This window comes from Alteribacter salitolerans, assembly GCF_016901055.1.
GTDB classification, from domain to species: Bacteria; Bacillota; Bacilli; order Bacillales; family Salisediminibacteriaceae; genus Alteribacter; species Alteribacter keqinensis.
In genome coordinates this window covers 150,089-175,039 of the sequence record NZ_JAFEUX010000004.1, presented here as the reverse complement: position 1 = coordinate 175,039, position 24,951 = coordinate 150,089, and the positions used below count along the sequence as shown (strand labels likewise).

28 protein-coding genes and 1 riboswitch are annotated in these 24,951 nt (G+C 44.6%); of the genes, 17 read left to right on the top strand and 11 right to left on the bottom strand.

The window, feature by feature from the left end; translation table 11 throughout:
* The first annotated feature begins 359 nt into the window (after nucleotides 1-359).
* The 4 genes from pdhA (at nucleotide 360) to lpdA (ending at nucleotide 5,243) form a co-directional block, all read left to right on the top strand.
* Nucleotides 360-1,448 carry a pyruvate dehydrogenase (acetyl-transferring) E1 component subunit alpha gene (gene pdhA, locus JSY36_RS09470; protein ID WP_205166191.1) on the top strand — a complete coding sequence of 363 codons (1,089 nt, stop codon included), beginning with the start codon at nucleotides 360-362 and terminating at the stop codon, nucleotides 1,446-1,448.
* A 3-nt stretch (nucleotides 1,449-1,451) separates the two neighbouring features.
* The gene (locus JSY36_RS09465; RefSeq protein WP_205166190.1) at nucleotides 1,452-2,429 is read left to right on the top strand and encodes an alpha-ketoacid dehydrogenase subunit beta; all 978 of its coding nucleotides are present in this window, start codon (nucleotides 1,452-1,454) and stop codon (nucleotides 2,427-2,429) included.
* A gap of 95 nt (nucleotides 2,430-2,524) precedes the next feature.
* Nucleotides 2,525-3,829 (top strand): dihydrolipoamide acetyltransferase family protein, encoded by a 1,305-nt coding sequence (locus JSY36_RS09460; RefSeq protein ID WP_205166189.1) that lies wholly within the window; start codon nucleotides 2,525-2,527, stop codon nucleotides 3,827-3,829.
* A gap of 4 nt (nucleotides 3,830-3,833) precedes the next feature.
* On the top strand, nucleotides 3,834-5,243 hold the full coding sequence (lpdA, locus tag JSY36_RS09455; RefSeq protein WP_205166188.1) for a dihydrolipoyl dehydrogenase: 1,410 nt from the start codon (nucleotides 3,834-3,836) through the stop codon (nucleotides 5,241-5,243).
* A gap of 188 nt (nucleotides 5,244-5,431) precedes the next feature.
* Here the strand turns inward: lpdA and JSY36_RS09450 are convergent, their stop codons facing one another.
* Both JSY36_RS09450 and JSY36_RS09445 read right to left on the bottom strand, forming a co-directional pair.
* Entirely contained in the window at nucleotides 5,432-5,851 is a 420-nt protein-coding gene (locus JSY36_RS09450; RefSeq protein ID WP_122897311.1) for a thioredoxin domain-containing protein, read from the bottom strand.
* 479 nt (nucleotides 5,852-6,330) lie between these two features.
* Nucleotides 6,331-7,848, bottom strand: coding sequence for a glycine betaine uptake BCCT transporter (locus JSY36_RS09445; protein WP_205166187.1), 1,518 nt, complete (start codon nucleotides 7,846-7,848; stop codon nucleotides 6,331-6,333).
* Between the two features lie 327 nt (nucleotides 7,849-8,175).
* On the opposite strand from JSY36_RS09445, the gene JSY36_RS09440 reads away from it, so the two are divergent.
* The 5 genes from JSY36_RS09440 to JSY36_RS09420 all read left to right on the top strand — a co-directional run bounded on the left by JSY36_RS09440 (nucleotide 8,176) and on the right by JSY36_RS09420 (nucleotide 11,854).
* Nucleotides 8,176-9,045, top strand: coding sequence for a polysaccharide deacetylase family protein (locus JSY36_RS09440; protein ID WP_205166186.1), 870 nt, complete (start codon nucleotides 8,176-8,178; stop codon nucleotides 9,043-9,045).
* Between the two features lie 55 nt (nucleotides 9,046-9,100).
* Nucleotides 9,101-10,210 carry a M23 family metallopeptidase gene (locus JSY36_RS09435; RefSeq protein WP_205166185.1) on the top strand — a complete coding sequence of 370 codons (1,110 nt, stop codon included), beginning with the start codon at nucleotides 9,101-9,103 and terminating at the stop codon, nucleotides 10,208-10,210.
* Nucleotides 10,211-10,749: 539 nt separating this feature from the next.
* The gene (locus tag JSY36_RS09430) at nucleotides 10,750-11,187 is read left to right on the top strand and encodes a hypothetical protein (RefSeq protein ID WP_205166184.1); all 438 of its coding nucleotides are present in this window, start codon (nucleotides 10,750-10,752) and stop codon (nucleotides 11,185-11,187) included.
* A 68-nt stretch (nucleotides 11,188-11,255) separates the two neighbouring features.
* Nucleotides 11,256-11,549 carry a DUF3055 domain-containing protein gene (locus tag JSY36_RS09425; RefSeq protein WP_122897305.1) on the top strand — a complete coding sequence of 98 codons (294 nt, stop codon included), beginning with the start codon at nucleotides 11,256-11,258 and terminating at the stop codon, nucleotides 11,547-11,549.
* Nucleotides 11,550-11,722: 173 nt separating this feature from the next.
* Complete coding sequence (locus JSY36_RS09420) at nucleotides 11,723-11,854, top strand: GapA-binding peptide SR1P (protein ID WP_122897304.1); 132 nt, start codon at nucleotides 11,723-11,725, stop codon at nucleotides 11,852-11,854.
* Nucleotides 11,855-11,897: 43 nt separating this feature from the next.
* Here the strand turns inward: JSY36_RS09420 and JSY36_RS09415 are convergent, their stop codons facing one another.
* Nucleotides 11,898-13,385 carry an aminotransferase class I/II-fold pyridoxal phosphate-dependent enzyme gene (locus JSY36_RS09415; protein ID WP_205166183.1) on the bottom strand — a complete coding sequence of 496 codons (1,488 nt, stop codon included), beginning with the start codon at nucleotides 13,383-13,385 and terminating at the stop codon, nucleotides 11,898-11,900.
* Between the two features lie 145 nt (nucleotides 13,386-13,530).
* On the opposite strand from JSY36_RS09415, the gene JSY36_RS09410 reads away from it, so the two are divergent.
* The gene (locus JSY36_RS09410) at nucleotides 13,531-13,821 is read left to right on the top strand and encodes a UPF0223 family protein (RefSeq protein WP_236784703.1); all 291 of its coding nucleotides are present in this window, start codon (nucleotides 13,531-13,533) and stop codon (nucleotides 13,819-13,821) included.
* 101 nt (nucleotides 13,822-13,922) lie between these two features.
* Here JSY36_RS09410 and thiE read toward each other — a convergent pair whose 3' ends face one another.
* The 4 genes from thiE to JSY36_RS09390 all read right to left on the bottom strand — a co-directional run bounded on the left by thiE (nucleotide 13,923) and on the right by JSY36_RS09390 (nucleotide 17,147).
* A complete protein-coding gene (gene thiE / locus JSY36_RS09405; protein ID WP_205166182.1) occupies nucleotides 13,923-14,579 on the bottom strand; it encodes a thiamine phosphate synthase in 657 nt (218 codons plus the stop codon).
* On the bottom strand, nucleotides 14,567-15,409 hold the full coding sequence (thiD, locus tag JSY36_RS09400) for a bifunctional hydroxymethylpyrimidine kinase/phosphomethylpyrimidine kinase (protein ID WP_122897301.1): 843 nt from the start codon (nucleotides 15,407-15,409) through the stop codon (nucleotides 14,567-14,569). The genes thiE and thiD overlap by 13 nt, the downstream gene beginning before the upstream one ends.
* Nucleotides 15,410-16,222 carry a hydroxyethylthiazole kinase gene (thiM, locus tag JSY36_RS09395; protein WP_122897300.1) on the bottom strand — a complete coding sequence of 271 codons (813 nt, stop codon included), beginning with the start codon at nucleotides 16,220-16,222 and terminating at the stop codon, nucleotides 15,410-15,412.
* Between the two features lie 179 nt (nucleotides 16,223-16,401).
* Nucleotides 16,402-16,502, bottom strand: a riboswitch (TPP riboswitch).
* A gap of 9 nt (nucleotides 16,503-16,511) precedes the next feature.
* The gene (locus tag JSY36_RS09390) at nucleotides 16,512-17,147 is read right to left on the bottom strand and encodes a YktB family protein (protein ID WP_122897299.1); all 636 of its coding nucleotides are present in this window, start codon (nucleotides 17,145-17,147) and stop codon (nucleotides 16,512-16,514) included.
* A gap of 252 nt (nucleotides 17,148-17,399) precedes the next feature.
* Here JSY36_RS09390 and JSY36_RS09385 point away from each other — a divergent pair, with 252 nt between their 5' ends.
* Both JSY36_RS09385 and JSY36_RS09380 read left to right on the top strand, forming a co-directional pair.
* On the top strand, nucleotides 17,400-17,588 hold the full coding sequence (locus tag JSY36_RS09385; RefSeq protein WP_026690079.1) for a hypothetical protein: 189 nt from the start codon (nucleotides 17,400-17,402) through the stop codon (nucleotides 17,586-17,588).
* 169 nt (nucleotides 17,589-17,757) lie between these two features.
* Nucleotides 17,758-18,540 carry an inositol monophosphatase family protein gene (locus JSY36_RS09380; RefSeq protein ID WP_205166181.1) on the top strand — a complete coding sequence of 261 codons (783 nt, stop codon included), beginning with the start codon at nucleotides 17,758-17,760 and terminating at the stop codon, nucleotides 18,538-18,540.
* A gap of 494 nt (nucleotides 18,541-19,034) precedes the next feature.
* Here the strand turns inward: JSY36_RS09380 and JSY36_RS09375 are convergent, their stop codons facing one another.
* Nucleotides 19,035-19,214: a DUF5325 family protein gene (locus JSY36_RS09375; RefSeq protein ID WP_122897297.1), complete on the bottom strand. Its 180-nt coding sequence runs from the start codon at nucleotides 19,212-19,214 to the stop codon at nucleotides 19,035-19,037.
* A gap of 143 nt (nucleotides 19,215-19,357) precedes the next feature.
* Here JSY36_RS09375 and JSY36_RS09370 point away from each other — a divergent pair, with 143 nt between their 5' ends.
* The 4 genes from JSY36_RS09370 (at nucleotide 19,358) to JSY36_RS09355 (ending at nucleotide 22,740) form a co-directional block, all read left to right on the top strand.
* The gene (locus JSY36_RS09370) at nucleotides 19,358-20,077 is read left to right on the top strand and encodes a GntR family transcriptional regulator (RefSeq protein WP_205166180.1); all 720 of its coding nucleotides are present in this window, start codon (nucleotides 19,358-19,360) and stop codon (nucleotides 20,075-20,077) included.
* 194 nt (nucleotides 20,078-20,271) lie between these two features.
* Nucleotides 20,272-21,462 carry an N-acetylglucosamine-6-phosphate deacetylase gene (gene nagA / locus JSY36_RS09365; RefSeq protein WP_205166179.1) on the top strand — a complete coding sequence of 397 codons (1,191 nt, stop codon included), beginning with the start codon at nucleotides 20,272-20,274 and terminating at the stop codon, nucleotides 21,460-21,462.
* Nucleotides 21,449-22,183: a glucosamine-6-phosphate deaminase gene (gene nagB / locus JSY36_RS09360; protein ID WP_205166178.1), complete on the top strand. Its 735-nt coding sequence runs from the start codon at nucleotides 21,449-21,451 to the stop codon at nucleotides 22,181-22,183. The genes nagA and nagB overlap by 14 nt, the downstream gene beginning before the upstream one ends.
* Nucleotides 22,184-22,377: 194 nt before the next feature.
* Complete coding sequence (locus tag JSY36_RS09355; protein ID WP_122897293.1) at nucleotides 22,378-22,740, top strand: YlaH-like family protein; 363 nt, start codon at nucleotides 22,378-22,380, stop codon at nucleotides 22,738-22,740.
* A 16-nt stretch (nucleotides 22,741-22,756) separates the two neighbouring features.
* Here JSY36_RS09355 and JSY36_RS09350 read toward each other — a convergent pair whose 3' ends face one another.
* The gene (locus tag JSY36_RS09350; RefSeq protein ID WP_122897292.1) at nucleotides 22,757-22,963 is read right to left on the bottom strand and encodes a YlaI family protein; all 207 of its coding nucleotides are present in this window, start codon (nucleotides 22,961-22,963) and stop codon (nucleotides 22,757-22,759) included.
* Between the two features lie 298 nt (nucleotides 22,964-23,261).
* A complete protein-coding gene (locus tag JSY36_RS09345) occupies nucleotides 23,262-23,615 on the bottom strand; it encodes a DUF5665 domain-containing protein (RefSeq protein ID WP_205166177.1) in 354 nt (117 codons plus the stop codon).
* Nucleotides 23,616-23,726: 111 nt separating this feature from the next.
* Between JSY36_RS09345 and JSY36_RS09340 the strand changes: the two genes are divergently transcribed.
* Nucleotides 23,727-24,182: a pyridoxamine 5'-phosphate oxidase family protein gene (locus JSY36_RS09340; protein ID WP_122897290.1), complete on the top strand. Its 456-nt coding sequence runs from the start codon at nucleotides 23,727-23,729 to the stop codon at nucleotides 24,180-24,182.
* Between the two features lie 131 nt (nucleotides 24,183-24,313).
* On the opposite strand, the gene JSY36_RS09335 is transcribed toward JSY36_RS09340, so the two are convergent.
* Entirely contained in the window at nucleotides 24,314-24,937 is a 624-nt protein-coding gene (locus JSY36_RS09335) for a YhcN/YlaJ family sporulation lipoprotein (protein WP_122897289.1), read from the bottom strand.
* Nucleotides 24,938-24,951 lie beyond the last annotated feature (14 nt).

Below are 24,951 nucleotides of genomic sequence, written 5' to 3'. Positions count from 1 at the left end.
AAACACGAGCAAAACCATTGACGAACTGCAAAAGCTTAATGTAAACTTATTGTCGAATAAGAAAGTTGTATCACTCATTTTATAAAAACAGTAATACAGTGTTGCTTTGACGTGTAAAAGTCAGCTGACTTTTGGTTAAGGGAATTTTGTATTGGGTATACAACCATTAGAGGTTTTTGTCGGAACAGCTGGATTTCTCATTGTTTTTAGGAAGATGGGTAATCTATAAGATGGTGAACACCGGAAAGCAGGCGAGTCAGACAGCGCCTTGATTGCTGCCGGCTTTTGCAGAATAGTCAAGTGTTGTTGAAGACAGCCTTAAATGTAATGTGAAAAGAAAGGAAGAGGTGAAAGGATTCATGGAAAAGACAAAAGAACTACAAGAGATTGAAAGCCAGTTTGAAACCTTCCAAATATTAAATGAAGACGGTGAAATCGTTAACGAAGATGCGATGCCGGACCTTTCAGATGAAGAACTTAAGGAGTTAATGACGCGTATGGTCTACACGCGTATCTGGGACCAGCGTGCGATTTCCCTTAACCGACAAGGCCGTCTTGGCTTCTACGCTCCTGTAGCAGGTCAGGAAGCTTCAATGATCGGTTCGCAGTTCGCTCTTGATAAAAAAGACTGGATCCTCCCGGGATACCGTGACATTCCTCAGATTGTTTATCACGGAGTACCAATGGACCAGGCATTCCTATGGTCCCGTGGACACTACGGCGGAGGGCAGATGCCTGAAGGTGTAAACGTGATGATGCCACAGATCATCATCGGTGCGCAGATCACTCAGACTGCCGGTGTAGCGATGGGGCTTAAGCGCAATGACACAGGCACAATTGCCATTACTTATACCGGTGACGGTGGTGCTTCTCAAGGTGACTTCTATGAAGGTATGAACTTTGCAGGTGCATTCAACGTACCAGCCGTATTCGTTGTTCAAAACAACCGTTTTGCCATCTCTGTACCGGTTGAAAAGCAGTCTGCTGCCAAGACAATTGCACAAAAAGCAGTTGCAGCCGGAATTCACGGTGTACAGGTAGACGGAATGGACATTCTTGCTGTTTACGCATTGACAAAAGAAGCGCGTCAGCGTGGGCTTGACGGTAACGGTCCTACTTTAATTGAAACACTCACATACCGTTACGGCCCGCACACAATGGCCGGGGACGATCCAACAAGGTACCGTACGTCTGATGAGGACGACGAGTGGGAAAAGAAAGATCCACTTGTGCGTTTCCGTAAATTCCTAGAGTCGAAAGACCTTTGGAGTGAAGACGAAGAAAACAAAATCGTTGAACAGGCGAAAGAAGATATTAAAGAAGCAATCAAAAAAGCAGACAGCGCTCCTAAGCAGAAGGTTACTGACCTTATCGGTTTCATGTACGAGGAACTTCCTCAGAACCTGAAGGAGCAAATGGAACAATATAAAGAAAAGGAGTCGAAGTAAGCTATGGCGCAAATGACAATGATTCAAGCGATTACGGATGCGATGCGCAACGAACTTAAGAACGACGAAAGCGTCCTCGTATTCGGTGAAGACGTAGGTCAAAATGGCGGAGTTTTCCGTGCCACAGAAGGTCTTCAGAAGGAATTTGGGGAAGATCGCGTATTTGATACGCCACTTGCAGAGTCCGGTATCGGCGGATTGGCTTGCGGTCTTAGTGTAACTGGCTTCCGTCCGGTAATGGAAGTTCAATTCTTCGGTTTCATTTTCGAGACATTTGACGCTGTTGCAGCGCAAATGGCACGTATGCGTTACCGCTCCGGCGGCGTGTATAACTCTCCTGTAACAATCCGCGGACCATTCGGCGGTGGAGTTAAAACGCCTGAGCTTCATGCGGACAGCCTTGAAGGACTTATGGCACAGAGCCCTGGGATAAAAGTGGTGATTCCATCTACTCCATACGATGCAAAAGGACTTTTAATCTCTGCAATCCGTGACAACGATCCGGTTGTATTCCTTGAGCACATGAAACTTTACCGTTCTTTCCGTGAAGAAGTACCTGAAGAAGAGTACACTATCGAGCTTGGAAAAGCAGATGTTAAGCGTGAAGGTAAAGACATTACCATTATTACGTACGGTGCAATGGTTCACTCTTCACTAAAAGCAGCTGAAGAGCTTGAAAAAGACGGTATCGATGCAGAAGTAATCGACTTACGTACTGTAAGCCCGATTGATATTGATACAATTATTGAATCTGTTGAAAAGACGAACCGTGCCATCGTAGTACAGGAAGCACAAAAGCAGGCTGGTGTTGCAGCAAACGTTGTAGCTGAAATCAGTGACCGTGCGATTCTGAGTCTTGAAGCGCCGGTTCTTCGTGTAACTTCCCCTGACACAGTATTCCCATTCGGTGCAGCAGAAGACACTTGGCTTCCAAGCTACAAAGACATTGTTGAGAAATCAAAACAAGTCATCGAATTTTAATCAATAGAACCTGCATATAAGGCTAAGCTGAACGAGGGTGTTCATACCCTCTTCAGCATTCCTGCAACAAGTGATAAGAAACGGAGGCGTTACGATTGGCTTATAAATTTAAAATGCCGGATATAGGTGAAGGAATTCACGAAGGCGAAATCGTAAAATGGGAAGTAAAAGAAGGCGACGAAGTAAAAGAAGACGACGTGCTGTGTGAAGTGCAGAACGACAAAGCCGTTGTTGAGATCCCTTCCCCGGTTGACGGTACAGTTAAAGAACTTCATATTGATGAAGGAACTGTAACGACAGTAGGAACAACAATTATTACATTTGAAACCGACGCTGAACCACCTGAGGAAGATGAAGGTGAAGAGGAAGAAGCGAAGGAAGAACCAAAAGCGGAAGAAAAATCTGAAGCTAAAGCAGAAGCGGACACAGAAGAATCTGAGCCGGCAGCCCAGGACGAAGAAGTGGATGAGAACCGCCGCGTAATCGCAATGCCTTCTGTACGTAAATTTGCCCGTGAAAAAGAAGTGGATATCCGCAAAGTAAGCGGCTCCGGGAAAAACGGCCGTGTTGTAAAAGAAGATATCGAAAGCTTCCTTTCAGGAGACCAGGGCAAAGCGGAAGAGCCTGCTAAAGAAGAAACTGCTCAGGAAAGCAAGCAGGAGAAAAAATCTGTTGCTTCTTACCAGCCGGCTAACGAAGAGCTTGAAACTCGTGAGAAGATGTCCGGTATCCGTAAAGCCATCTCCAAAGCGATGGTTAATTCCAAGCACACAGCTCCTCACGTAACATTGATGGACGAAATCGAAGTCACCGAGCTTGTTGCACACCGTAAGAAGTTCAAGCAGGTTGCTGCTGACAAAGGCATCAAGCTGACTTACCTTCCATACGTGGTTAAGGCCCTTACTTCAGCACTTCGTGAGTACCCGGCACTTAATACGTCTGTTGATGATTCAACTGACGAGATTGTACACAAGCACTACTTCAACATCGGTATCGCTGCAGACACTGAAAAAGGTCTTCTTGTACCGGTTGTTAAAGATACGGACCGCAAGTCCATCTTCAAGATTTCTGATCAGATTAACGAACTTGCCGGTAAAGCACGTGACGGTTCCCTTGGTTCTGATGAAATGAAAGGCGCTTCCTGCACAATCACCAACATCGGATCCGCAGGCGGACAGTGGTTTACTCCGGTTATCAATCACCCTGAAGTTGCGATCCTCGGTCTTGGACGTATTGCTGAAAAAGCAGTTGTTCGCGACGGTGAAGTTGTCGTAGCTCCAGTTCTTGCCTTGTCATTAAGCTTCGATCATCGTATCATTGATGGTGCGACTGCTCAGCACGCATTGAATCACATCAAGCGTCTGTTGAACGATCCACAATTACTTGTAATGGAGGGCTAAACTTATGGTAGTAGGAGATTTTCCGGTTGAAGTAGATACGCTCGTCATTGGCTCCGGTCCCGGTGGCTATGTAGCTGCAATCCGTGCAGCTCAACTCGGGCAAAAAGTAACGGTAGTAGAAAAAGGAACCCTCGGTGGCGTTTGCTTAAATGTCGGCTGTATTCCTTCAAAAGCACTTATTGAAGCAGGTCATCGTTTCCACGATGCAGGCAACTCTGAAGATATGGGGATCAGTGTTGAGAAAGTGAACCTCGATTTCTCAAAAGTTCAGGAATGGAAGCAGGGTGTCGTAGAAAAACTTACTGGCGGCGTTGAAGGTCTTCTGAAAGGCAACAGCGTTGACATCGTTAAAGGCGAAGCTTACTTCGTTGACGAAGAAACAGTACGTATCATGGACGACAAGAGCTCCCAGACTTACAAATTTAAAAACTGTATTATCGCTACGGGATCCCGTCCTGTTGAGCTTCCTGCATTTAAATACACTGAGCGTGTTGTATCTTCCACTGGTGCTTTAGGTCTTAAAGAAGTACCGGAGAAGCTCGTTGTTATCGGTGGCGGATACATCGGCGTTGAACTTGGTTCTGCATATGCAAACCTTGGTGCTGAAGTAACCATTCTTGAAGGAACAAAGTCCATCCTTCCAGGATTCGAAAAGCAAATGAGCCAGCTTGTGGCGAAACGCCTTAAGAAAAACGGCGTAACGATCAAAACAGAAGCTTTCGCACAAAGCGTTGAAGAGTCTGACAGCGGTGTGAAAGTAAAAGCTGAGATCAAAGGTAAAGAAGAAACATTTGAAGGAGATTACCTTCTTGTAACAGTCGGACGTAAGCCTAACACAGATGAGCTTGGTCTTGAACAGGCAGGTGTTGAACTTGATGACAAAGGTTTGATCAAGATTGACAAGCAGTGCCGCACAAAATCAAGCCACATCTTCGCAATCGGTGACATCGTAGCAGGCCCTCAGCTTGCTCACAAAGCGTCCTACGAAGCGAAGGTAGCTGCTGAAGCTATATCCGGCGAGCCAGCTGAAATTGACTACACAGCGATTCCTGAAGTCGTATTCTCAGGCCCAGAGCTTGCTTCTGTTGGTCTTAAAGAAAAAGAAGCGAAAGAACAAGGCTACGACATTGAAGTTGCCAAGTTCCCGTTTGCTGCAAACGGACGAGCTCTTTCTCTTAACGCAACAGAAGGTTTCGTGAAGATGATTACGCGCAAAGAAGACGGCCTTGTACTTGGCGTTCAAATTGCCGGTGAACACGCTTCCGACATGATTTCTGAAGCATGTGTTGCGATTGAAGCAGGTATGACAGCTGAAGACTTGGCGCTTACTATTCACGCCCACCCATCTCTTGGTGAAATTACAATGGAAACTGCGGAAGTTGCCCTTGGCATGCCGATCCACATTGTAAAATAATCGCATTTTAAATACCCCGCTCATTTGAGCGGGGTGTTTTTGTGTAGTTGCTGTGAAAAAGGCTGTTAACCGTTGAATGGAGGGGCTTAACCGTAAAAAGAGGGGGGGCATAGAGTTGCAAACCGTAGAAAAGAGCAGGCTGACTGTAAAATAACATAACCAGGCTGCGGAAACAGCCTGGCACTCGATCATCCTCTGTTTAAATAAGAAACATCCTGCACTTCAATTCTCTCGAGACCGGTTTTGAACTCATTTAATATCTGCCGGCTGTCGAGATTTCCCTCAATTTTTACTTTCACCTCGTGATCGGAAATTATAATCAATGTGGGAAACGATTCAATATCATATGACTGTATATATTCTTCTTCGTCTGAATCGACAACTTTAACAGAATCAATTTTGTCAGTGTGGTCTTGTTGTAAATCAAGTACGGCGTCATAATAGTTCACTTCCTGTTCAATCTGGCTCTCATCAGAGAAGAGCACGGCAATAACTTGATTGTCCATTCCAAGGTTGGAGTCGTCGGCGTTTGTTTTTTCAGACTGACAGCTGGAAGACAGGAACATGACTGATATGGAAAAAGTTAAGATGAACATTTTCTCTGTCATTATGTGATCATTCCTCTCGAAAAAGGATCTGAGCTAAGTAAGGTTAGTCAAATAGTAACACGGCGGCACAAGATAAAAACCGAAGTAACATAACTGTTATGTAAATGAAAGCTTATCAAAACCTTATGTTAAGGAGTGTAAAAAGAAAGCGGTAAAAAGAAGGTTCGACTGAAAAAACAGCTCGTTTTTGAGGAAGACAGAAAAATATGCTGGAAACCTCTCTTTTACCGTAATTCTAAAAAAACAGCTAAAAAGTAAGTCCAGGTCAATCATCTGCACCGGCACAGATTCATAAAGTGGCATAATAAAGACGCAGATAACTTCAATGCACTAAAAGAGGAACAAGCTGCATGCTGAAAAGGCGCACGAACGGACCGTATAATGCGTTATAAGCGAAATTCAACATCCAGGTTCAACAAAAATAAAAACAGCCAGGAATGAAGAGTGATCCTCCATTCCTGGCTGTTACTTTTACAGTTTTACTGTTTTTGTTCTTTTAACTTTTTAGGCGGAATTTTCTCCTGCCGTAATGCTTTCATTAAACTTATGACCATAAAGATCATGATAATCGCAAACGGGAAGGCTGCGATAATGGATGCTGTCTGAAGGGCTGCCAGTCCTCCTGCAAGGAGAAGAACGGCTGCAGTTGTCGATTGAATAACACCCCAGACAAATTTAACAGGGTTTGGCGGGTTCAGACTTCCGTTTGTCGTCTGCATACCAAGAACAAAGGTTGCTGAGTCAGCAGATGTAATAAAGAATGATGCGATTAGCAGCACGGCAATGATCGTCATGATTGTACCGAAGTTAAATTGGGCAAGGACAGCGAACAGTGCTGACTCCTCACCGGAATCACTGATCGTTGAGTAAATGTCTATACCTTGCTCAAGCTGAAGGTTCATAGCTGTTCCACCGAAAACAGAGAACCATAATGCCCCGAAGATGGTGGGTACGGCTATAACACCGAGGATAAACTCACGGATCGTACGCCCGCGGGAAACCCGTGCAATAAACGTACCTACAAATGGTGCCCAGGCAATCCACCATGCCCAGTAGAAAATAGTCCAGTCCTCAACCCACGTACTGTCAGGGTTGAATGTATCGATTCTGAAGCTCATGCCAACGAAGTTCTGCAGGTAACTTCCGAACGTCTGGGTAAAGGCGTTCATAATGTAGTTGGTCGGTCCTGCAAATAACATAAACAGCATGAGAAAAGCAGCCAGAATAATATTCGTTTTACTTAAGTATTTAATACCTACATTGAGTCCAGTCTGAGATGAAAACATATACAGAATGGTTACGACTAGAATAATAATCAGCTGCAGTGTGACCGTGTTGCTGATTCCGAATACCTGTGACAGACCTCCGCCAATCTGTGCTGTACCAAATCCAAGTGAAGTAGCAACACCGAAGACAGTTGCAAATACAACAATGACGTTAATAGTTGTTCCGATCGGTCCGTTGACACGGTCTCCCAAAAGCGGCTCAAATGCGGCGCTCATTACGGCAGGAGACTTCTTTCGGAATTTAAAGTAAGCAAGTGTTAAAGCGACTACTGAGTAAATAGCCCATGGGTGAACGCCCCAATGGAAGAACGAGTAACGCAGGGCAACTCCTGCTGCCTGTGCATCATCGTTGATCACCTCAGACGGAGGAGGGGTAAACAAATGATACATCGGCTCTGCGGCGCCCCAGAAAACGAGCCCTATCCCCATTCCCGCTGTAAATAGGAATGAAAACCATGTGAGATAATTGTATTCCGGTTCCTCATTTTCGTCCCCAAGCTTAATACGGCCTAAAGGAGAGAAGATTAAGTAGATGGCAAAAGCAACAAAGGCGGTTGCGGTAAGTAAATAAAACCAGCCAAACTGCCCGGTAATGAACCCCTGTATTTCAGTCGTAATATGTTCCATGTTTTCGGTGGCTGCTACGCCCCAGATGATGAAAGCAACGGCAATGACAAGGGAGATAACGAATACTGGTGTGAGTCTTTTCACAATCAATTCCACCTTTCATAAATTTTGTCGAATATTAGTGCGGATAAAAAGGCAACATGAACCAAAATACCATAAGGCATTTTGTTTGACAACTATTAGACCTTGTCAGACTACGTTTCATCGTTAATCCTTACCCTTACGTATGAAAACAAAAACGTGTAATTAGTAATTTTGACCTACTGGAAGGTGCTGGAATTCGACATTGACTCTATGTAGTATTTCAAAAATTGTCGAATGATATCCTGATTAAAGACAGGGGTTACATATCTTCTCCAAGCCTGCTCTGATAAAATAAATAGCGAGATTAAAAACGAGGAGTAGATACGTGTGAAAAAAGTTGTTGGCGGGCTGACTGTAGCTGCATTGCTGGTTACAGCGTGCGGAGATGAGAACGGAAACGAAGAAGAAACAGTTACTGAAGAGGATACATACGAAGAAACAACGGATAACGAAGAGAGCGAAGGAGCAGAAGGACAGGGAGGCGATGAAGACGAAGACCTCGCTGATGATGATCAGGACCTCCATGATGAAACAGACGAGGAGGAAGAACTGGAGGAAGAATCTGAGACCGAGGTTACTCACCAGATGGCTTCGGATCATACTGTACAGCCCCTTGATGGGAACAACAGTGAACAGGTGGTGCTCCTTACGATTGACGATGCTCCAGCCGATCACGGGCTGGAGATGGCTCAAACTCTCGCAGAGCTCGACGCCGGGGCTATTTTCTTTGTGAACGGTCATTTTCTACAGTCTGAAGATGCTAAGGATCAGCTTAGAGGCATTCATGAGCTTGGGTTTGAGATAGGTAACCATACAATGAATCACCCGAATATGAGCCACCTTACTGAGGAAGAACAGTATGCGGAAATTATTGAACTGAACGAGCTGGTAGAAGAAATTATCGGTGAGCGTCCGAGATTTTACAGAGCGCCGTTCGGGGTTAATACCGATTATTCAAAGCAGTTGATAGAAGAAGAAGGAATGCAGTGGATGAACTGGACCTATGGATATGATTATGAAGCTGATTATATGGAAGCAGACCCGCTGGCTGAAATAATGGTAGAGACAGAACTTTTACGAAACGGTGCGAACCTGTTAATGCATGACCGCTCTTTTACAAGTGAAGCTCTTGAAGACATTGTGAATGGGTTAAGAGAAAAGGGATATGAACCAATTGATCCTGAAAAAATAGAATAAATCAAGCTGCTGCTGTCTACAATTGAATAGGGAAACAAGAAAGGAAAATGTAAAAATGAAACCAAACAAAAGGCTGGTTTTATTCCTCTCCCTATTTATCGTAATTGTAATAGCAGCTGCAGTGAACCTTGCCACAAACGTGGAAGAAGGCACTGAAAAGCAAAAACCCGCAGAAGGCCCGGATGAGAGACATTCTGCTGAAAATGAAATCTACCTCTCAACAGATCAGGTGGATGGGACTCAGATATTTAAGGTAGAAGAATTAATAGAAAAGCAAGGCGGGCATTTTTCTTATGATGAGATTCATCGAAAGCTTGAAATGACTATTGGCAACCGTTCATTCGGCTTTATTTATGACGTGCCGGTTATGGAACGGGACGGGTTGTTTTTTCCTTCAGCAAAAACGCCTCTGCTGCTAAATAAAGAAGGAGACCCTTGCCTGCCAGTCGGGTTTCTACTTGAACTTCCTGGAATGGAAATAGTCGTGGAGGAAGAAAACCAAGTGGTGCTGAAAATGGAGACGCCCAGCGTTGAAGTATTGTCCGAACAAACGGATCGATTTATCCTTGAGGATTTGACGGTGGATGAGATGATTGAATACTTGTCCTTTCTCGATTTTCCGATCAGAGATGCAGCAGTAAGTACGATTGACAGTCACCTGCCCGGTGCTCCTCGTCCGTACCGTAACGGATACCATGAAGGGATAGACTGGTACGGTTACTCCACAGGTGTTGATATTACGACGGATACGCCTGTTTATGGAATGGCTGAAGGGATTGTTGTACGCGTCGACCATGATTATACTGAATTTGAATCCGAACTAATAAGAAATGATACCCTATCTGCCACAGCAGAGCTGGGTTTGACACCGGAGTATCTTCTGGATAAATTACGGGGAAAACAGGTGTGGGTACAATACGAGAACGGCGTGATGAACAGGTTTGCCCATCTGGACCGGACTAATCCGGACCTGAAGCCGGGTGATCGTGTAGATAAGGATACCCTCATCGGTTATGTGGGCAATTCAGGAACCAGTTTTGCTGTTAACGGCGATGGAGGAGGACTCCACCTGCATCATGATTTACTCATCTACGGGGAATTGTTCTGGAAGCCATTCACACCAGATGAAACGAAGGAGATTTTAACAGGCATCTGGGGCAACTGAACCGCTGGTTTTGTGTGGGCGTGCTATCGTGGTTTCCTGCGAGCAGGCTTTGAATAGCTCATCCCGGTAGCATCTGCGTAACCGTCTGCATGAAAGCAACAGCAACAAAGCAGTGTTTTTCTATTATGCAGATGTTTAAAATCGATGAAGCACTGGGAATGGACGGGGGAGGGGAACCCAGGTTAGATCCTGCAATGCGAGAAAGGAACCGCCACGGGCATGCCCTCCAATGAGTGCAAATAAACACCTGAGTTTAACAGAGCGTATTAGGAAAGTCACATTAGTGGCTTTCTTTTTTAGTGCTTTTCACATAAGACTTTACATAAAATAAGTAAAGGTATAAGTACCCGGTAATTTCTAATGTTTTCTAAGATATCCAAGAGTATTACAGTATATTACACAATGTGGAAAAGTCTAAAAAAATCTATAATTAATTCAACTCATCTGACAAAAGACGACATTAATTTGTGAACACATGTGATATGCTCAAAAAAATATAGAAAATCGGATAAAGGATTAAAATGGCAGGTGATAACAGAATGAATAAGTCAGATCTTTTAGACGAATTGCGGTTGGAAGTGGGGCGTGCGTATGATTACGCACTCAATCATGAAGATTTTATCGGCAGAGTAAGCAGAGCAATTTTTGACGGTGCTATGAAAAACATCGTTGTCATTGTATACAAAGCAGATGCAGAAGGCCAGGTCAGTCCTGTACATTTATATGGAACAAAAGAGAGTCTCGGAAAGGAATGTATGTTTGGCTTGGGATTTTCAGGTATGTGCGGAATGAAAAGCTCTGTATTTTTAAAAGAAGGGAAAAAGCAGACGATTCTCATGCCGGTAACAAATAAGAACAGACTGTCCTATATTTTTTCATTGCGCATTTCAACCGATCTGTATGCCATTACCGATCAGGATCTTCTTTTTACAGAGGAACTGGCGAACTTTATTGAAGCCAAAGGTAAGTTGCTATAAGCAAATTAGTTGCTAAGATCCTTTAATTTTCATATAATTATGAATAATTCAATAAGGAGGCGGTTACGGTGAAATGGGATCGGCTTTATGATGAGGTCGAACAGGTGAACGTACGTTTTGTCGGCGTTGCTACTGAATACCATCGCTATGACTTTGCAATCATGTACACAAACATGTTCTTTGGCAAAGCCCTCGTCACCTGTATGCAGACAGGACGGTCGACTCTACTGTGTCTGGATGATACCCAGGAAGCAGAAGCAATTCAGAAGGCCTTTCATATTAAGCAGCTGGATGAAGCAGAACAGATTGGTGCTTTTTTGCAAGGTGAACTGCCACCCGTAACCATCGTTGAGCAATATTAAAGTGGGCACGCGTCTCTTTTTGGAGATGCGTGTTCTTTTTTGTTTATTAGTATGTCACATTTGGTTTAAAAGACATACAATAATATATGAAAAGTAGTTGACAGTTTTAATGTGTCATACTATAATTAAAACTAGCGAAAGCGCTTACAATTAAAATGAAGGAGTGGAGCTGAATGGGTGTCATTGTTTGCCAGAGCTGTGAGAAGGTTATTGAGCATTACGAAAATGAGAAGGTTTCAACACTGTACGGAAACTGCTGTGAGCAGTGTGCTGATGAAGCATCACTTATGAATAACGAGGAATAATGTAAAAGCTGCCCCTAGTGGGCAGCTTTTTTTGTATTTCGTTTTACGTAATCGGTTTGTGTTCCCGGATGACCCGGATGTACGTTAAGCTTGCATCTTCAGGTCCTTGGACAGGAAGTCCGGCATCCATATTTTTTCCAATATAGGAGAGGTTCTCTTCTTCGATAATTTCACCTGGTATCAGAATAGGGATTCCGGGAGGGTAAACCATAACAAATTCTGCACTTACACGGCCCGCAGACTCCCTCAGTAAAATGGATTCCGTTTCGGAATAGAAAGCGTCCCGTGGTGAAAGGGCAAGTGTAGGGATGTTCGGAACATGTACGGACACATGCTTTCTTTCCCCTTTTTTGATATGACTGAGCTGCTCTTCTGAAAGGGCAGTCAGTGCTTCAATGAGGCGATCGGTGGTTTCCTCGTTATCCCCAAAAGAAATAATACACAGGATGTTATACAGGTCGGAAAGTTCCACTTCAATCTGATACTTTTCACGAAGCCACGTTTCCACGTCGTATCCGTTGATACCAAGGTCTTTAATGGAAATCGTGAGCTTGGTCGGATCCATATCATAAATAGCATGATCGTTCAGCATCTCAATGCCGTAGCACGTAAAGCCAGGGATGTCATTGATTCTATCCCGGGTCCGTTCAGCAAGTTTAACGGCGCCATCAACAAGATCGTGTCCATTTACAGCAAGATGCTTACGGGCCGCATCAAGTGAAGCAAGGAGAAGGTAGGATGTTGATGTCGTTGTAAGCATGCTGATGATGCTTTGAACACGGTCCGGGTTTACGAGCCCGTCTTTGACATTTAATACAGAGCTCTGGGTCAGTGAACCTCCAAGCTTGTGAACACTTGTCGCGGCCATGTCTGCGCCTGCCTGCATGGCAGACAAGGGCAGGTCTTCGTGGAAGTGGATATGGACACCGTGTGCCTCGTCTACAAGTACGGGAACGTCATAAGAATGAGCAAGGTTTACAATTTCTTTTAAGTTGGCAGAGATGCCGAAATAGGTCGGGTTAATGACGAGAAGTCCCTTTGCGTCAGGATGAGCGGCGAGGGCTTTTTTAACAGCCCCGGTCGTAATGCCGTGAGATATCCCGAGCTCAGAATCAATTTCCGGATGGATAAAGATGGGTGTAGCACCAGAAAAGACGATGGCGCTCATAATGGATTTGTGCACATTTCGTGGCACAATAATTTTATCCCCGGGTCCGCAGACGCTCATAATCATAGTCATAATGGCTCCGCTAGTCCCCTGGACAGAGAAGAATGTATGATCTGCACCAAAGGCATCCGCCGCAAGATCCTGGGCTTCTCTAATCATTCCCTGGGGGTGGTGAAGGTCGTCCAGTGGTGCGATATTGATGAGGTCTATGGATAAGGCATTTTCTCCGATAAATTCACAAAACCGAGGATCCATTCCTGAGCCCTTTTTGTGGCCCGGAATATGAAACTGAGTGGGGTTGGTTGCTGCATGGTTTAATAAACCGTCGAATAACGGTGTGAGGCTCTGATCTTTTTTGTACACGCGTATTCACCTCTACTGTATAATCAATGTTGGAACGTTTCAAAGAGGTGGACTCTTTGGTATCCTTAGTATAAAACAAACAGAGTATACCAGATTAACCTTTGAAGGGGAAGTCTTATTTTAACCTGAAGAGGTTTTATAACGAATGAAAGAGGTGGTCCGGATGAAAGATGAGGTTAACATTCCCATATCAGTTGAATGGACAAAAGAAGAAGTGATCGATGTGGTGAACTTTTATGAAGCGATCGATCAGGCATACACGAAAGGTGTGGAAAAAGACCTTCTTGAAACCCTTTACGGGCGATATAAAAAGATTGTCCCGTCCAAGTCTGAAGAAAAACAGGCATTTAAGGAATATGAAAAGCAAAGTGGTCAGAGCCCCTACCATGCAGTAAAAAAAGCAAGGGAATCTGAAGAGAATATCATTAAAATGTAGGCGGTGTAAGTTGCGGGCCCTGTCAGGACCTGCAATAATCCAGCCGAAAAAAAAAGAGGCGGCTCCCGGGTATTTACCCACCCGGGGAGCCGCCTTCTCTGTTATTGGTCAAACAGGGCTTTGAGCTCCCTTGCTACTTCAAAGGGAGACGCTGCTTTTGAAATTGCGGAAATGACACTCAAGCCGTCTGCTCCGGCATGAAGAACATCAGAACCATTATCCGTGTTAATCCCTCCGATTGCTACCAGCGGAAGGTCCACACCATTTTCCCTCAGCTCCCGGATCCATCCGGGTCCTTTCACCTCTTCTGCATCATCTTTGGATGACGTTTCATATATCGGTCCGATACCGAGATAATCAGCCCCGGCTTCAATGGCTCTGTATGCTTCTTCAACAGAATGGGCGGAAACGCCGAGTATTTTGTTTTTTCCAATCCTCTTTCGAACACTTGCCGCATCTTCATCTTCCTGCCCGACATGAATTCCGTCTGCGTCAATTTGCAAAGCGAGTTCCACATCATCATTTACGATAAAAGGAACGTCAGCTTCTTTACACTGGGTAAAGAGCTGGAGGGCCAAGGCTTTTTTCATCTGACCTTCGAGTGCTCCCGGACCTTTTTCACGAAATTGAAACATCGTGATTCCCCCTGCAATGGCTTCATTAAGAACAAGGGGAAGAGGGGAGGTGCAGTCACGGCTTCCGGCAATAAAGTAAACGTTCAGCTGATCAGACAGAAGTGTTAGATCTATTCGTCCCATATTTTCACCTCTTCAGTTACAGATATCGCTTCTTCAGGGTACTGCCTCACAGCACCGTGATTCGTCGGACCATGGCCGTCTCCCATAGGTACTGTATGCTGGATTGCCATCTGGACAAAGATCTTCGCTTTTTTAACAGCTTCAGTAACGGAAGAACCGTGGGATAGCCCTGAAGCCAGGGCAGCAGCAAATGTGCACCCTGTACCGTGTGTGTTTTCCGATTGGATACGCGGCAGTGAGAAATAAGTGAAAGCACTGCCATCATATAAAAGGTCAATGACGTTTTCGGCTCCATCATCATGACCGCCTTTAATAACAACGTGGGAAGCGCCTGCTTTGTGCAGGCGGATTGCCGCTTCTTTTCGGTCAGCCAGTGTATGAATCGTCATGTTTGTAAGTACTTCCGCCTCCGGTATGTTCGGTGTAATTACATCGGTGATTGGAAGAAGGTTTTTCATCAGGAACTCATGAGCGGATTCACTGAGGAGACTGTCGCCTCCTTTTGCGATCATGACGGGATCAACCACGATATTGGACCACTCATAGCGGTGAATCGCATTCACAACCGCTTTGATCCGGTCCGCGTCAAAGAGCATTCCTGTTTTTACCGCATGGACGGGCATATCATCCCCGATCGAGCGGAGCTGTTCTTCCAGCCCCTTTACCTCAACAGGAAATACCCCCTGAACGCCACGTGTATTCTGTGCGGTTACTGCTGTCAGTGCGCTCATACCAAATACATGGTGTTCCTGAAAAGTCTTTAAGTCAGCCTGTATACCTGCACCGCCCCCGGAATCGGAGCCGGCAATGGTTAATGCCGTTCTGCGCATTTATATCTCCTCCTCTCTGCAGGACAGCCTCTGTTTTATTTCTTCATGATCAAGGGTTTCAAGTTCATTAAAAAAGAAAGGCTGGAAATGTCCGATTCCAAAATCCCGTGCTTTTTCCGCAGCTACTTCTGCTGCAATTCCGTAATAGGCAATGGCAGAGGCAACAGCCTCCAAAGGATCATCTTCACCTACAGCCAAAAAGGCAGAGGTAACAGAAGAGAGAAGACAGCCAGTGCCGGTAACCTTGGTCAGGCGGGGCGAGCCGTTTTTGATATAGTAAGTTCTCTCTCCGTCAGTGACCACATCCGTTTTGCCGGTTAATGCAACGAAAGTGCCAAACTCCCTGGCCGCTTTTCCAGCGACAACTACGGCGTCTGTGAGTTCCTGCTTGGAATCCACACCTTTCATGTCCACCTTTTCATTGATCAAATTACTGATTTCACCTGCATTCCCACGTATGAGTGTCACGTTAATTTCGTTCAGGAGATTTCTTGCTGTCTCGGTTCTGTATGTAGTTGCGCCGGCACCGACAGGGTCAAGGACCACAGGAACATTGTTTTCATTGGCGGATTTCCCGGCCAAGTACATGGATTCTACCTGGGTTTCGTTGAGCGTTCCGATATTTAGCACGAGTCCCTGTGAGATGGATGCCATTTCCCCCACTTCTTCTCTGGCATTAGCCATGACAGGTGATGCTCCAATGGCGTACAGGCCGTTTGCTGTGAAGTTCGTGACAACGACATTGGTGATGTTATGAATAAGCGGTGATGCTTCTTCAACGGCCTGTCTGAGCTTTATTACTTTCTCTTCCATTTCTATCCCTCCGTAATAACACTGTCTTTATCTTTTCCCGTACAACCGGACATAAAAACAAAAAACTGTTTTGAAATGAACGTTTGATCCTCTTATAAGTATTTTAGTTGCTCCAGGCGAACGATTTCAGCGAAATAAAAAGCGCCGTTTTCATAATGGAAAACAGCGCAGTAAAGATGTATTAGTTTACGCCACTTTCCTACGTCAGTATTAACTGAACAGGTTCAAAGGGATCAAACGATGGTTTGTCTCAGCCCAAGCGGCACCCCTAGTGGATTTGTATATAAAATTATTCCCCGACGCGCTTCGCAATCTGATACAAAGGCATAAGGGTTTCAAAAGCCTGTTCTACTGTCTGGATGAACTTCTCACTGTCAGAAACAACGTCACTGTCGTTTGAAAGCTGAATGCCGCAGAGGATTTCTGCTTTTTTTACATTCTCGAGACGGTCAAACATCTGGTCAAAATCTTCAGACGAAAGCTCGCTCTGTTTTTTTACTTCGGGCTTCGTATGATCCAGGGACCATACAAAGGTATTCGGGATGTTACTTGTGATTTCCTCTTTTTGTTCTTTTAGTGCTTTTGCGAAATCCTGTTTGATGGGAGATTCATAAATGACGGCAAACCATACGAACACGTGGGTTTCCCAAAGGCCGATCTGAAAATGAGGCAGCTTTTTGTAACCTCTTTTACTTTCAGCGATCGCTACCCATGTGTCATCAGGGGGATTCACTTTTCTTCTGGCATGCTTGGCCACATGCGGATACATTTCCTCACCGGTTCTTTTTGTAAACCAGGCGGCGAAATGCTCGCCAAGGTCTTCGAGTTTCGGTCTTACCTGTTCTTTTATTGCTTCCATTCTCGGTTCAAGGCCATCAATGGTAAAAACGTCAAAGTCTTTTTTTGAAAATCCATTAAAACTCATTGTCAGCGGTCGCTCCTTTTACGTCAATAGTTATATGCCGATAGTTTATCATAAGGGTAGGGAAAATAAAAAAATACCGCTTGACGAGGCTCTATTGGTTTAGAAATAGAAAATTGGTGGAATGAAAAAAATAAATCAAATAATTTGTTGCAACTTTTGAAGACCTTTCATAACTTATAGTAATCCATAGGAGACGCGGACATAAATCGTTGATCGCGAGAATGTAACCAAACGAGAAGGGGTGTGGAGAACATGGAAAAAGTCATTCAAACACTAAAACGAAGAGACGGTGAGAGACGTATTCCGGTTTTAAAGATGGAAATTGACTACGAACTCCAGACGCTCTTTGATGCCATGCAAGCCAGCGATCAGAAGCAGATTGAGAAAAGCAAGCGCATTCTGGAGAGGCTTCGCAATGAACTTCAACGATTGGAAGGATAAAACGTGAATGAAGAAAAATGAGCCTCAATGGTTCATTTTTTTTGGTTTCAGAGCCTTTTTGGAGATTAATGTCACGTTCTGACAGGTCCTGTCAAACGGTGACAGATGTTTGCAACACAACATGGCTTATGGTATAGATTGTTCATAGCAGAACCGAGGAGGAATCACATTGACACAGGAACAGTGGCAAAGCATTTATGAGACTGCAATTTCGTGGACGAAAGAAGCAGGTGAAAGCATCCGGAAAATGATGGATGATACATACGAAATCCATACTAAGGTAAACGAGCACGACCTCGTAACCGATGTGGACAGGGAAACGGAATTATTCTTTAAAAACAAAATAAATGAAAAATATTCAACCCACAGAATTATGGGAGAAGAGGGGCTTGGAGATGTAGTTGACGACCTTGACGGTACCGTTTGGATCATTGATCCGATTGACGGCACGGTAAACTTTGTCCATCAAAAATGCTATTTTGCGATCTCTATTGGGGTTTTTCACGAAGGTAAAGGTATGGTAGGGATCATTTATGATGTGATGGCGGACGAGATTTTTACTGCCCTTAATGGTGAAGGTGCCTTCCTGAACGAGGAACCATTGCCCCGGCTTGAGAACGTCACAATGAACGAGTCACTTCTGAGCTTCAACGCAGGTTGGGTCATGAAAGACCGCCGTCTGGAAGCTCTCGTGAATCAGTCCCGCGGCATCCGCTCATACGGTGCGGCTTCACTGGAAATGGCCTATGTCGCATGCGGCAGGATCGAAGCCTATATCAGCTTCAACCTCGCTCCCTGGGACATGGCAGGGGGATATGTCCTTCTTGAAGAGGTAGGCGGGATCGCGACAAACTATGAAGGAAACAAGCTCACCTTTCTTAATAAAGATACCCTTCTTGCTGCAAACCCGGCTATTTACAAAGACATAATGAAAGAAATACACGGAAAATAGTAAAGCTGTCCGAGAAGGTTCGCCTTTTCGGACAGCTTTTGTGCTGCATTTGAAGGATGCAGGGTTGTTAAAGATGGCGGCTGATTCTTTTGTGGGTGGTTTCGGAGCAGAGGTGTCGAAATATGACGAATTCTCTTTAAAACGACCAAAGTTCTGTATAAAAGGGCCGAAGTTCTCCATAAACCGTCCAAACTTCTGCATAAAACATGCCCGGGTCTCCAAACCCCGGCCCCGAGCCTCCTTAAACCGTCCAAACTTCTGCTTATCCTCCTGGAATTATCCATAAAAATCAAATAGTCTGCATAACCTGAACTTCACGAGGGATGAGATACAAAAAAACGCCCCTTTCAAAAAGAAAAGGACGGTTTTATGATGATCAAGTCAACGTGTAAAGAGATATGCTTCTGATCGATTGTAAAGCTCGTCCTGCATCTGCCTCAAATGCCGAAATCCCTGACTGCTCACCTTTATCTCACGTGACTTGAACTCGTTACCTAATCTTCTGCAAGAATTTTCTTCCGGATCGAGAATCCTCCGCCCACAGCAGCGATGGTTACAACAACCGAAATCAGGATGATGAGTATGCTGCTTTCAGCAAGACCGATTCCAACGCCTGCAATTCCACAGGCTGCAAAAACAGAAAGTATAAATAATGGCCAGTTAAACGTTTTCATAATAGCGTACACTCCTTCCTTCTCTAGACTCATTTTACATGAAATCTAAATTGATGAAAAGGTCAGTGGTCTAGACAACTTGGCAAGTAATCTGTACAATTTATAACAGGGAAAAGACAATACATACGAAATGAGGCGTGAGCATGATTGATAAAAGCTCTCCTGTACCGATCTATTACCAGCTGGAAGAGTTGCTGAGAAACAAAATTGACAGCAAAGACCTGTGTGAAGGAGATCTGATCCCTTCCGAGAGAGCCCTCTCCGAAAAGTATGAGATCAGCAGAATGACCATTCGTCAGGCTGTGACAAACCTTGTAAACGAAGGTCTCTTAGTGAGGGAGAAGGGAAAAGGGACGTTTGTAGCAAAAAGGAAAGTTGAACAGCCGATCATAACGTTGACCGGATTTTCTGAAGACATGAGAAGCAGGGGGATGGACCCGGGAACAAAGCTTATCCAGTTTGAAGAAACAACATTCCCTCCATCAGTGTGTAAAAAATTAAAACTGGAAACGGACGGGAGAGGGTATCAAATGAAGAGGGTTCGGCTTGCTGATGGACTGCCAATGGCCTATGAAGTACTCTCAATTCCTGAAACGATCTTCTCTGAACTCTCCCCAAAACGGATCAGCAACTCTTTTTATGAGTACGTAGAAAGCCTCGGTCTCGTCATTGGTGGTGCAGAACAAACCATAGAACCTTCTATCGCTAAAGAAGAAGAGAGCCGTCTTCTGGGTATAGATAATGGGTCTCCGGTATTATTAATGAAGAGAGTGAGCCGCCTGGATAACGGTGTACCTTTTGAATTTGTAAAATCTGTTTACAGGGGAGACCGATACAAATTTTTTACAGAAATGAGGCGCTGAATTTTAACAGTCGGAGGCGTACTGATATAAACAGGTTTAATCGCAGACAGGTGGTATAGACAACTGTACATTATGGTGCTACGCTTGTATAACAAAGTAGTGCTTAATCAGGAAAATACTAATTTGAGTGGAAAGATAGATGGGAGTCATGAACATAACCATGGAAAAAAAGCGGGTATGAGAGGAGAAAATATATGAAAACGTTGTTTTATCCAGGTTGTGAATTGGTTTTAGATGAAGGCGTCATAAAAGATCCGTTAATTTCGATGGACAAAGGCATCTTTAAAGAGATAGGATCAGCTTCTCCATCAGGGGTGACCGGTGCCGAAGTAATCTCTTATCCGCTAGGCACGAAAATTGTCCCCGGATTTATCGATCTCCATATTCATGGAACGAACAGAGCAGACGTAATGGATGCGAAGGAAGATACGATACCTACGATGGTTCGTCATCTTCCCGGGGAAGGTACAACAGCATTTCTTGCTACAACCCTTACCCAGAGCAAGGAAAAAAAGATACAGGCGCTTCAAAATGCAGCCTCCTATATGAGTATGCCTACTACCTTGGGAGCCGAACTTTTGGGCATACACCTTGAAGGACCATTTATATCTTTAAAAAGAGCGGGAGCGCAGCCGAAAGAATTCATTCATAAACCTGACGTATCTTTGTTCAAAGAATTTCAGGAGGCGTCAGGAGGTGCAATTAAACTGGCCACCATCGCCCCGGAAGAAGGGATGGGTTTCGTTCGGTTTCTGGCACAAAATAATGTGATTCCTTCGATTGGCCATTCTGATGCCACATACGTGGAAGTGAGGGAAGCAGCCGAGCAGGGAGCTGTCCACGCCACTCATTTGTTTAACGGAATGAGAGGGATTCATCACAGGGACATAGGTACAGCCGGGGGGATTTTTCTCCACGACAGTATTAAAGCTGAATTAATCGCCGATGGTATTCACGTCAGCCCGGAAATGATCAGGCTCACATACAAGAACAAAGGAGCAGACGGTATCATCCTTATTACAGATGCCATGAGGGCGAAAGGACTTCCTGATGGACAGTACGACCTGGGGGGACAGGCAGTAACGGTAAGAGGTAAAAAAGCAGAGCTCTGTGACGGTACTCTTGCAGGAAGTGTATTAAAAATGAACGAAGCTGTAAGGAACATGGTCACATTCAGCGGATGTTCCTTTAATGAGGCAATAACGATGGCCAGTTTAAACCCAGCCAGACAGCTCGGTGTTGACGACCGTAAAGGCAGTATTCAAAGAGGGAAGGATGCTGACTTTGCCGTACTGGGGAGTGATTTTACGATTCTTGAAACCTATTGTCTGGGTAAAAGAGTGTATACATACAACGGGGGGAGGGAAGACCGTGAGAGTAATTAAAGTAGAAGATTACACTGAAATGAGCAGGTGTGCAGCTCTCCATTTTATAGGCAAGCTGTCAGACGAAGAAGTGAATGTGATGGGACTTGCTACAGGGGGCACCCCTGAGGGGATGTACAAAGAGCTCATCAAAGAGTCAAAGAAAAGAGGGTTTTCCTTTAAATATATCCACACCGTAAACCTTGACGAATACGTTGGTTTACGTGCAGACGATCCGCACAGTTATCACACTTATATGCGCCGGCATTTATTTGATCATATTGATATACCGGAAAAAAACGTTCACTTACCTGACGGAGCCGCCGGGAATCCTGAAACAGAATGCGAGCGGTATGAGCAGCTTATAAGGGACTTGAAAAAGGTCAATATTCAGCTTTTAGGCATTGGGGAAAATGGACACATAGGATTTAATGAACCGGGTACTTCCTTTAATTCCAGAACTCATGTCATTGAGCTCACTCCCTCTACCAGGGAAGCCAATGCCCGTTTTTTCTCCGGTATTGATGCAGTGCCAACCCATGCCATTACAATAGGAATAGAGACCATTATGGAAGCCGAGGAAATCGTGTTGCTCGCTTCAGGAAAAAATAAGTCAAAAGCACTTTATCACCTTATTTGCAGCAATAAGGTGACAGAGGATATTCCGGCCACGGTATTAAAAGAACACCCGAACCTGACCATTATTGCAGATAAAGAAGCTTTAGCCTTAATTGATTGTTGATGGTTAGAGTGATTTCACTTTAACACTTTATGGATTTTCTTCATCGATTTTCGCCGGTTGTTCATCGAACAAGGGCCCGCAAGATTGTTACGGCTTTGTGAGAAACGATTTCCGGTAGTTTTTAGCACGCATTATGTGTGGTATAATAGCTGTGTTTTGATGTACGTTTTGTGAAAACTGGAGGAATGTCTTTGATGCTTTTAGCTACTCAGAAAACGCCTGGTGAATTTAACCTCACTCCTATTGCGGAGTTGTTTGGTGCACAAAATCCGGAGAATTTCCTTTTCGCATACTGGATGCTGTTTTTACTTATCAATATTATGACTGTTCTTGTATTTAACCTCGGATTTGCAAGGAAATTGCCTGTATTGAAAATGGTTGTGGTCTACGTGATGATGCTCTTTGGTAACTTGTTTATCACGTTCCTGGCTTTTTCTCTTCCGATTATTGAATCACTGTTCGTTGCAGCTGTCGTCCTGGGTGTCTACAGAATCCAAATGAGACGCAGAAAGAAAGAGGACGGGGAAACCGGAGAACCGGCAGAGAACCGCCAGTAAAAAACGAAGACGATGCTCAGATGAGCCACTCGTCTTCGTCTTTTTTTTCTTCATATGTTTTGAAATTGCCGGTTGCTTTCCGTTCGTTCGTCCGTTTTTCAATACGGTTGTGGCATTTGTCACACATGTAGGTATGAATAGGCCGGTTTCTTAATTTCTTTGCCAAGGGTGAGTAATCATCGATATCTTCAACGATGTTACACATTACACATTGAACTCTCATGCGACACCTCTATTTTTTTGACTTTTTATACTATAAAGTGAAGTTGGATAATTTGAGTCTTCCTTTACAGTATAACAGAATCAGTGTACTTGAACGATTGTATCAAAAAAATTACGCCCTTTTTACATGGGGACTTATGTCTTTAAAATGATCAACGCGGAGTGCCCAACACACTTCACAGCTTATGCCCAGGGAGAACACCGGCACCCCGCGGAAAGAGATTACAACGTTAATCAACACCTGAGTTTAAAACAGAGCTTTCGGTTAAAGAGATGGGATAGAGATAATCAGACAAAAATTACGACGGATTTGACCGGGAGTCCACGTACTGGAGAAGAGTGGAGATCCAGTCGCCGATAAGAGGCAGGTCCACAAACTGGCGCAGAATAAGGCCGACAAGGGAAATGACCACAACCGTTCCGATGGTCAACCCGAGCCCCCGTCCAATACCGACTAGAATGTTCATCATGAAAACACGCCTCGGATTTGTGTAATTTAAGAGGATATCCCGTATTTTTGCCCTTTCCAGGGCATAATTAATTTTGTCCATATTATGATCCAGGTGTTCCAGCTTCTCAAGGCGCCTTGTATAGTACTCGAGTTTTTTTACGAGATGCTCGATCTCGCTTTTATCTTTAAACGGCCCACTCATGTTTTCCCCTCCGGTTACGGATTTTTACCAGGGTTTAATGAAACTGCAGTTTTATCTTCATGAAAATCTAGGTATAGTAGTATTATAATGGACAAAGGAGGCGATATATTCATGGCAAATCAAGTAGAAACATCCTTAACCGAAGAATTACTTCCTCTCTTGCAGCAGGAGCGCTATGTAACACTCGCTACAGTGGACTATGAAACAGCCGGACCGAATGTGAATGCCATCAGCTGGGTATTTGCGCCGCACAGGGAAGCCATTCGCTTTGCAGTCGATAACCGTTCCCGAATTGTAGAAAACATCCGGCAGCAGCCGAAAGTGACACTCACTCTTGTTGGCAATGGCTCTACATACTCCGTTGCCGGCAGTGCAAAGATCCTCAGTGAAAAAATGGAAGGTGTACCTCTAAAGCTTGCTCTCGTTGAAATTCAGGTTGAAGAGGTTCGTGATGTGATGTTTTACGGATCACGGATTTCACAAGAGCCTAAGTATGAAAAAACGTATGATAAAGAAGCTGCGGATAAACTTGACCGTCAGGTACTGGAAGCGGTCCGTACCCTTTGATTTATAGAAACTGTCTCATAACCATTCTGGTTGGGGCAGTTTTTTTAGATGTACCCTAAGTCGATACGGAAAACGAAGATAAGAAAAAATGCCCGAAACGATTGTTTCAGACACCTTTTTCAAACATTTAGTTATTCGCCTTTTTTCAGCTTATTTTTACGTCCTTTACTTTGCTTGTTCTGTACGTCTTCGAGTTCATTCTGACGCTGATTGTTAAGGCGGTCATCGTTTACGTCACTTGGGTCGCCTTCTGTATCTTTACGGTGCTCGGGTCCTGGAGTAACCGGCATCAGCCTGCCGACAATGGCAGCCAGTTCTTCCATAATACCTGATACTGGTTTCCCGTCTGCAATATCCTTTTGCATTTCGTTAAGACGGGCGGTGATGTCAGGGTCTGCCGTTACAAGGGCCTCGGCTCCGTATGGGTCATCGGCAAGAGTCTCAGTGGCAGCATATTTAACCTGTCCGGCATCACTCTGGTCCATATCAGGCTCAATGTCCAGCCCTACTACAGCATAAGGGCCCAGGACAACAGCCGTTGCATGGCTTACTTCCGGAAGCTGGGTACAAAGGTGTGCGAGGTGGTTGGCAATCACATTAGCGTTATGGCCACCCCACTGGTTATACGGGTTTTCAGTCGGTTCATTATAACTTTGTCCTTCCAGCGGATCTTCATCATTTTGCCCGTCATCGGCCGGCTGACAGCCCGTTGCGGCAATGGAGAGAACAAGTAGTGTTATTATCCATTTCTTCAAAGGGAATCCCTCAT

Excerpts from the sequence above, each read along its gene's own strand:
- pdhA (WP_205166191.1), top strand. The coding sequence starts at position 360 with ATGGAAAAGACAAAAGAACTACAAGAGATTGAAAGCCAGTTTGAAACC.
- JSY36_RS09465 (WP_205166190.1), top strand. The coding sequence starts at position 1,452 with ATGGCGCAAATGACAATGATTCAAGCGATTACGGATGCGATGCGCAAC.
- lpdA (WP_205166188.1), top strand. The coding sequence starts at position 3,834 with ATGGTAGTAGGAGATTTTCCGGTTGAAGTAGATACGCTCGTCATTGGC.
- JSY36_RS09450 (WP_122897311.1), bottom strand. The coding sequence starts at position 5,851 with ATGACAGAGAAAATGTTCATCTTAACTTTTTCCATATCAGTCATGTTC.
- JSY36_RS09435 (WP_205166185.1), top strand. The coding sequence starts at position 9,101 with ATGAAACCAAACAAAAGGCTGGTTTTATTCCTCTCCCTATTTATCGTA.
- JSY36_RS09430 (WP_205166184.1), top strand. The coding sequence starts at position 10,750 with ATGAATAAGTCAGATCTTTTAGACGAATTGCGGTTGGAAGTGGGGCGT.
- JSY36_RS09420 (WP_122897304.1), top strand. The coding sequence starts at position 11,723 with ATGGGTGTCATTGTTTGCCAGAGCTGTGAGAAGGTTATTGAGCATTAC.
- JSY36_RS09410 (WP_236784703.1), top strand. The coding sequence starts at position 13,531 with ATGAAAGAGGTGGTCCGGATGAAAGATGAGGTTAACATTCCCATATCA.
- thiE (WP_205166182.1), bottom strand. The coding sequence starts at position 14,579 with ATGGGACGAATAGATCTAACACTTCTGTCTGATCAGCTGAACGTTTAC.
- thiD (WP_122897301.1), bottom strand. The coding sequence starts at position 15,409 with ATGCGCAGAACGGCATTAACCATTGCCGGCTCCGATTCCGGGGGCGGT.
- thiM (WP_122897300.1), bottom strand. The coding sequence starts at position 16,222 with ATGGAAGAGAAAGTAATAAAGCTCAGACAGGCCGTTGAAGAAGCATCA.
- JSY36_RS09390 (WP_122897299.1), bottom strand. The coding sequence starts at position 17,147 with ATGAGTTTTAATGGATTTTCAAAAAAAGACTTTGACGTTTTTACCATT.
- JSY36_RS09385 (WP_026690079.1), top strand. The coding sequence starts at position 17,400 with ATGGAAAAAGTCATTCAAACACTAAAACGAAGAGACGGTGAGAGACGT.
- JSY36_RS09375 (WP_122897297.1), bottom strand. The coding sequence starts at position 19,214 with ATGAAAACGTTTAACTGGCCATTATTTATACTTTCTGTTTTTGCAGCC.
- JSY36_RS09370 (WP_205166180.1), top strand. The coding sequence starts at position 19,358 with ATGATTGATAAAAGCTCTCCTGTACCGATCTATTACCAGCTGGAAGAG.
- nagA (WP_205166179.1), top strand. The coding sequence starts at position 20,272 with ATGAAAACGTTGTTTTATCCAGGTTGTGAATTGGTTTTAGATGAAGGC.
- JSY36_RS09355 (WP_122897293.1), top strand. The coding sequence starts at position 22,378 with ATGCTTTTAGCTACTCAGAAAACGCCTGGTGAATTTAACCTCACTCCT.
- JSY36_RS09350 (WP_122897292.1), bottom strand. The coding sequence starts at position 22,963 with ATGAGAGTTCAATGTGTAATGTGTAACATCGTTGAAGATATCGATGAT.
- JSY36_RS09345 (WP_205166177.1), bottom strand. The coding sequence starts at position 23,615 with ATGAGTGGGCCGTTTAAAGATAAAAGCGAGATCGAGCATCTCGTAAAA.
- JSY36_RS09340 (WP_122897290.1), top strand. The coding sequence starts at position 23,727 with ATGGCAAATCAAGTAGAAACATCCTTAACCGAAGAATTACTTCCTCTC.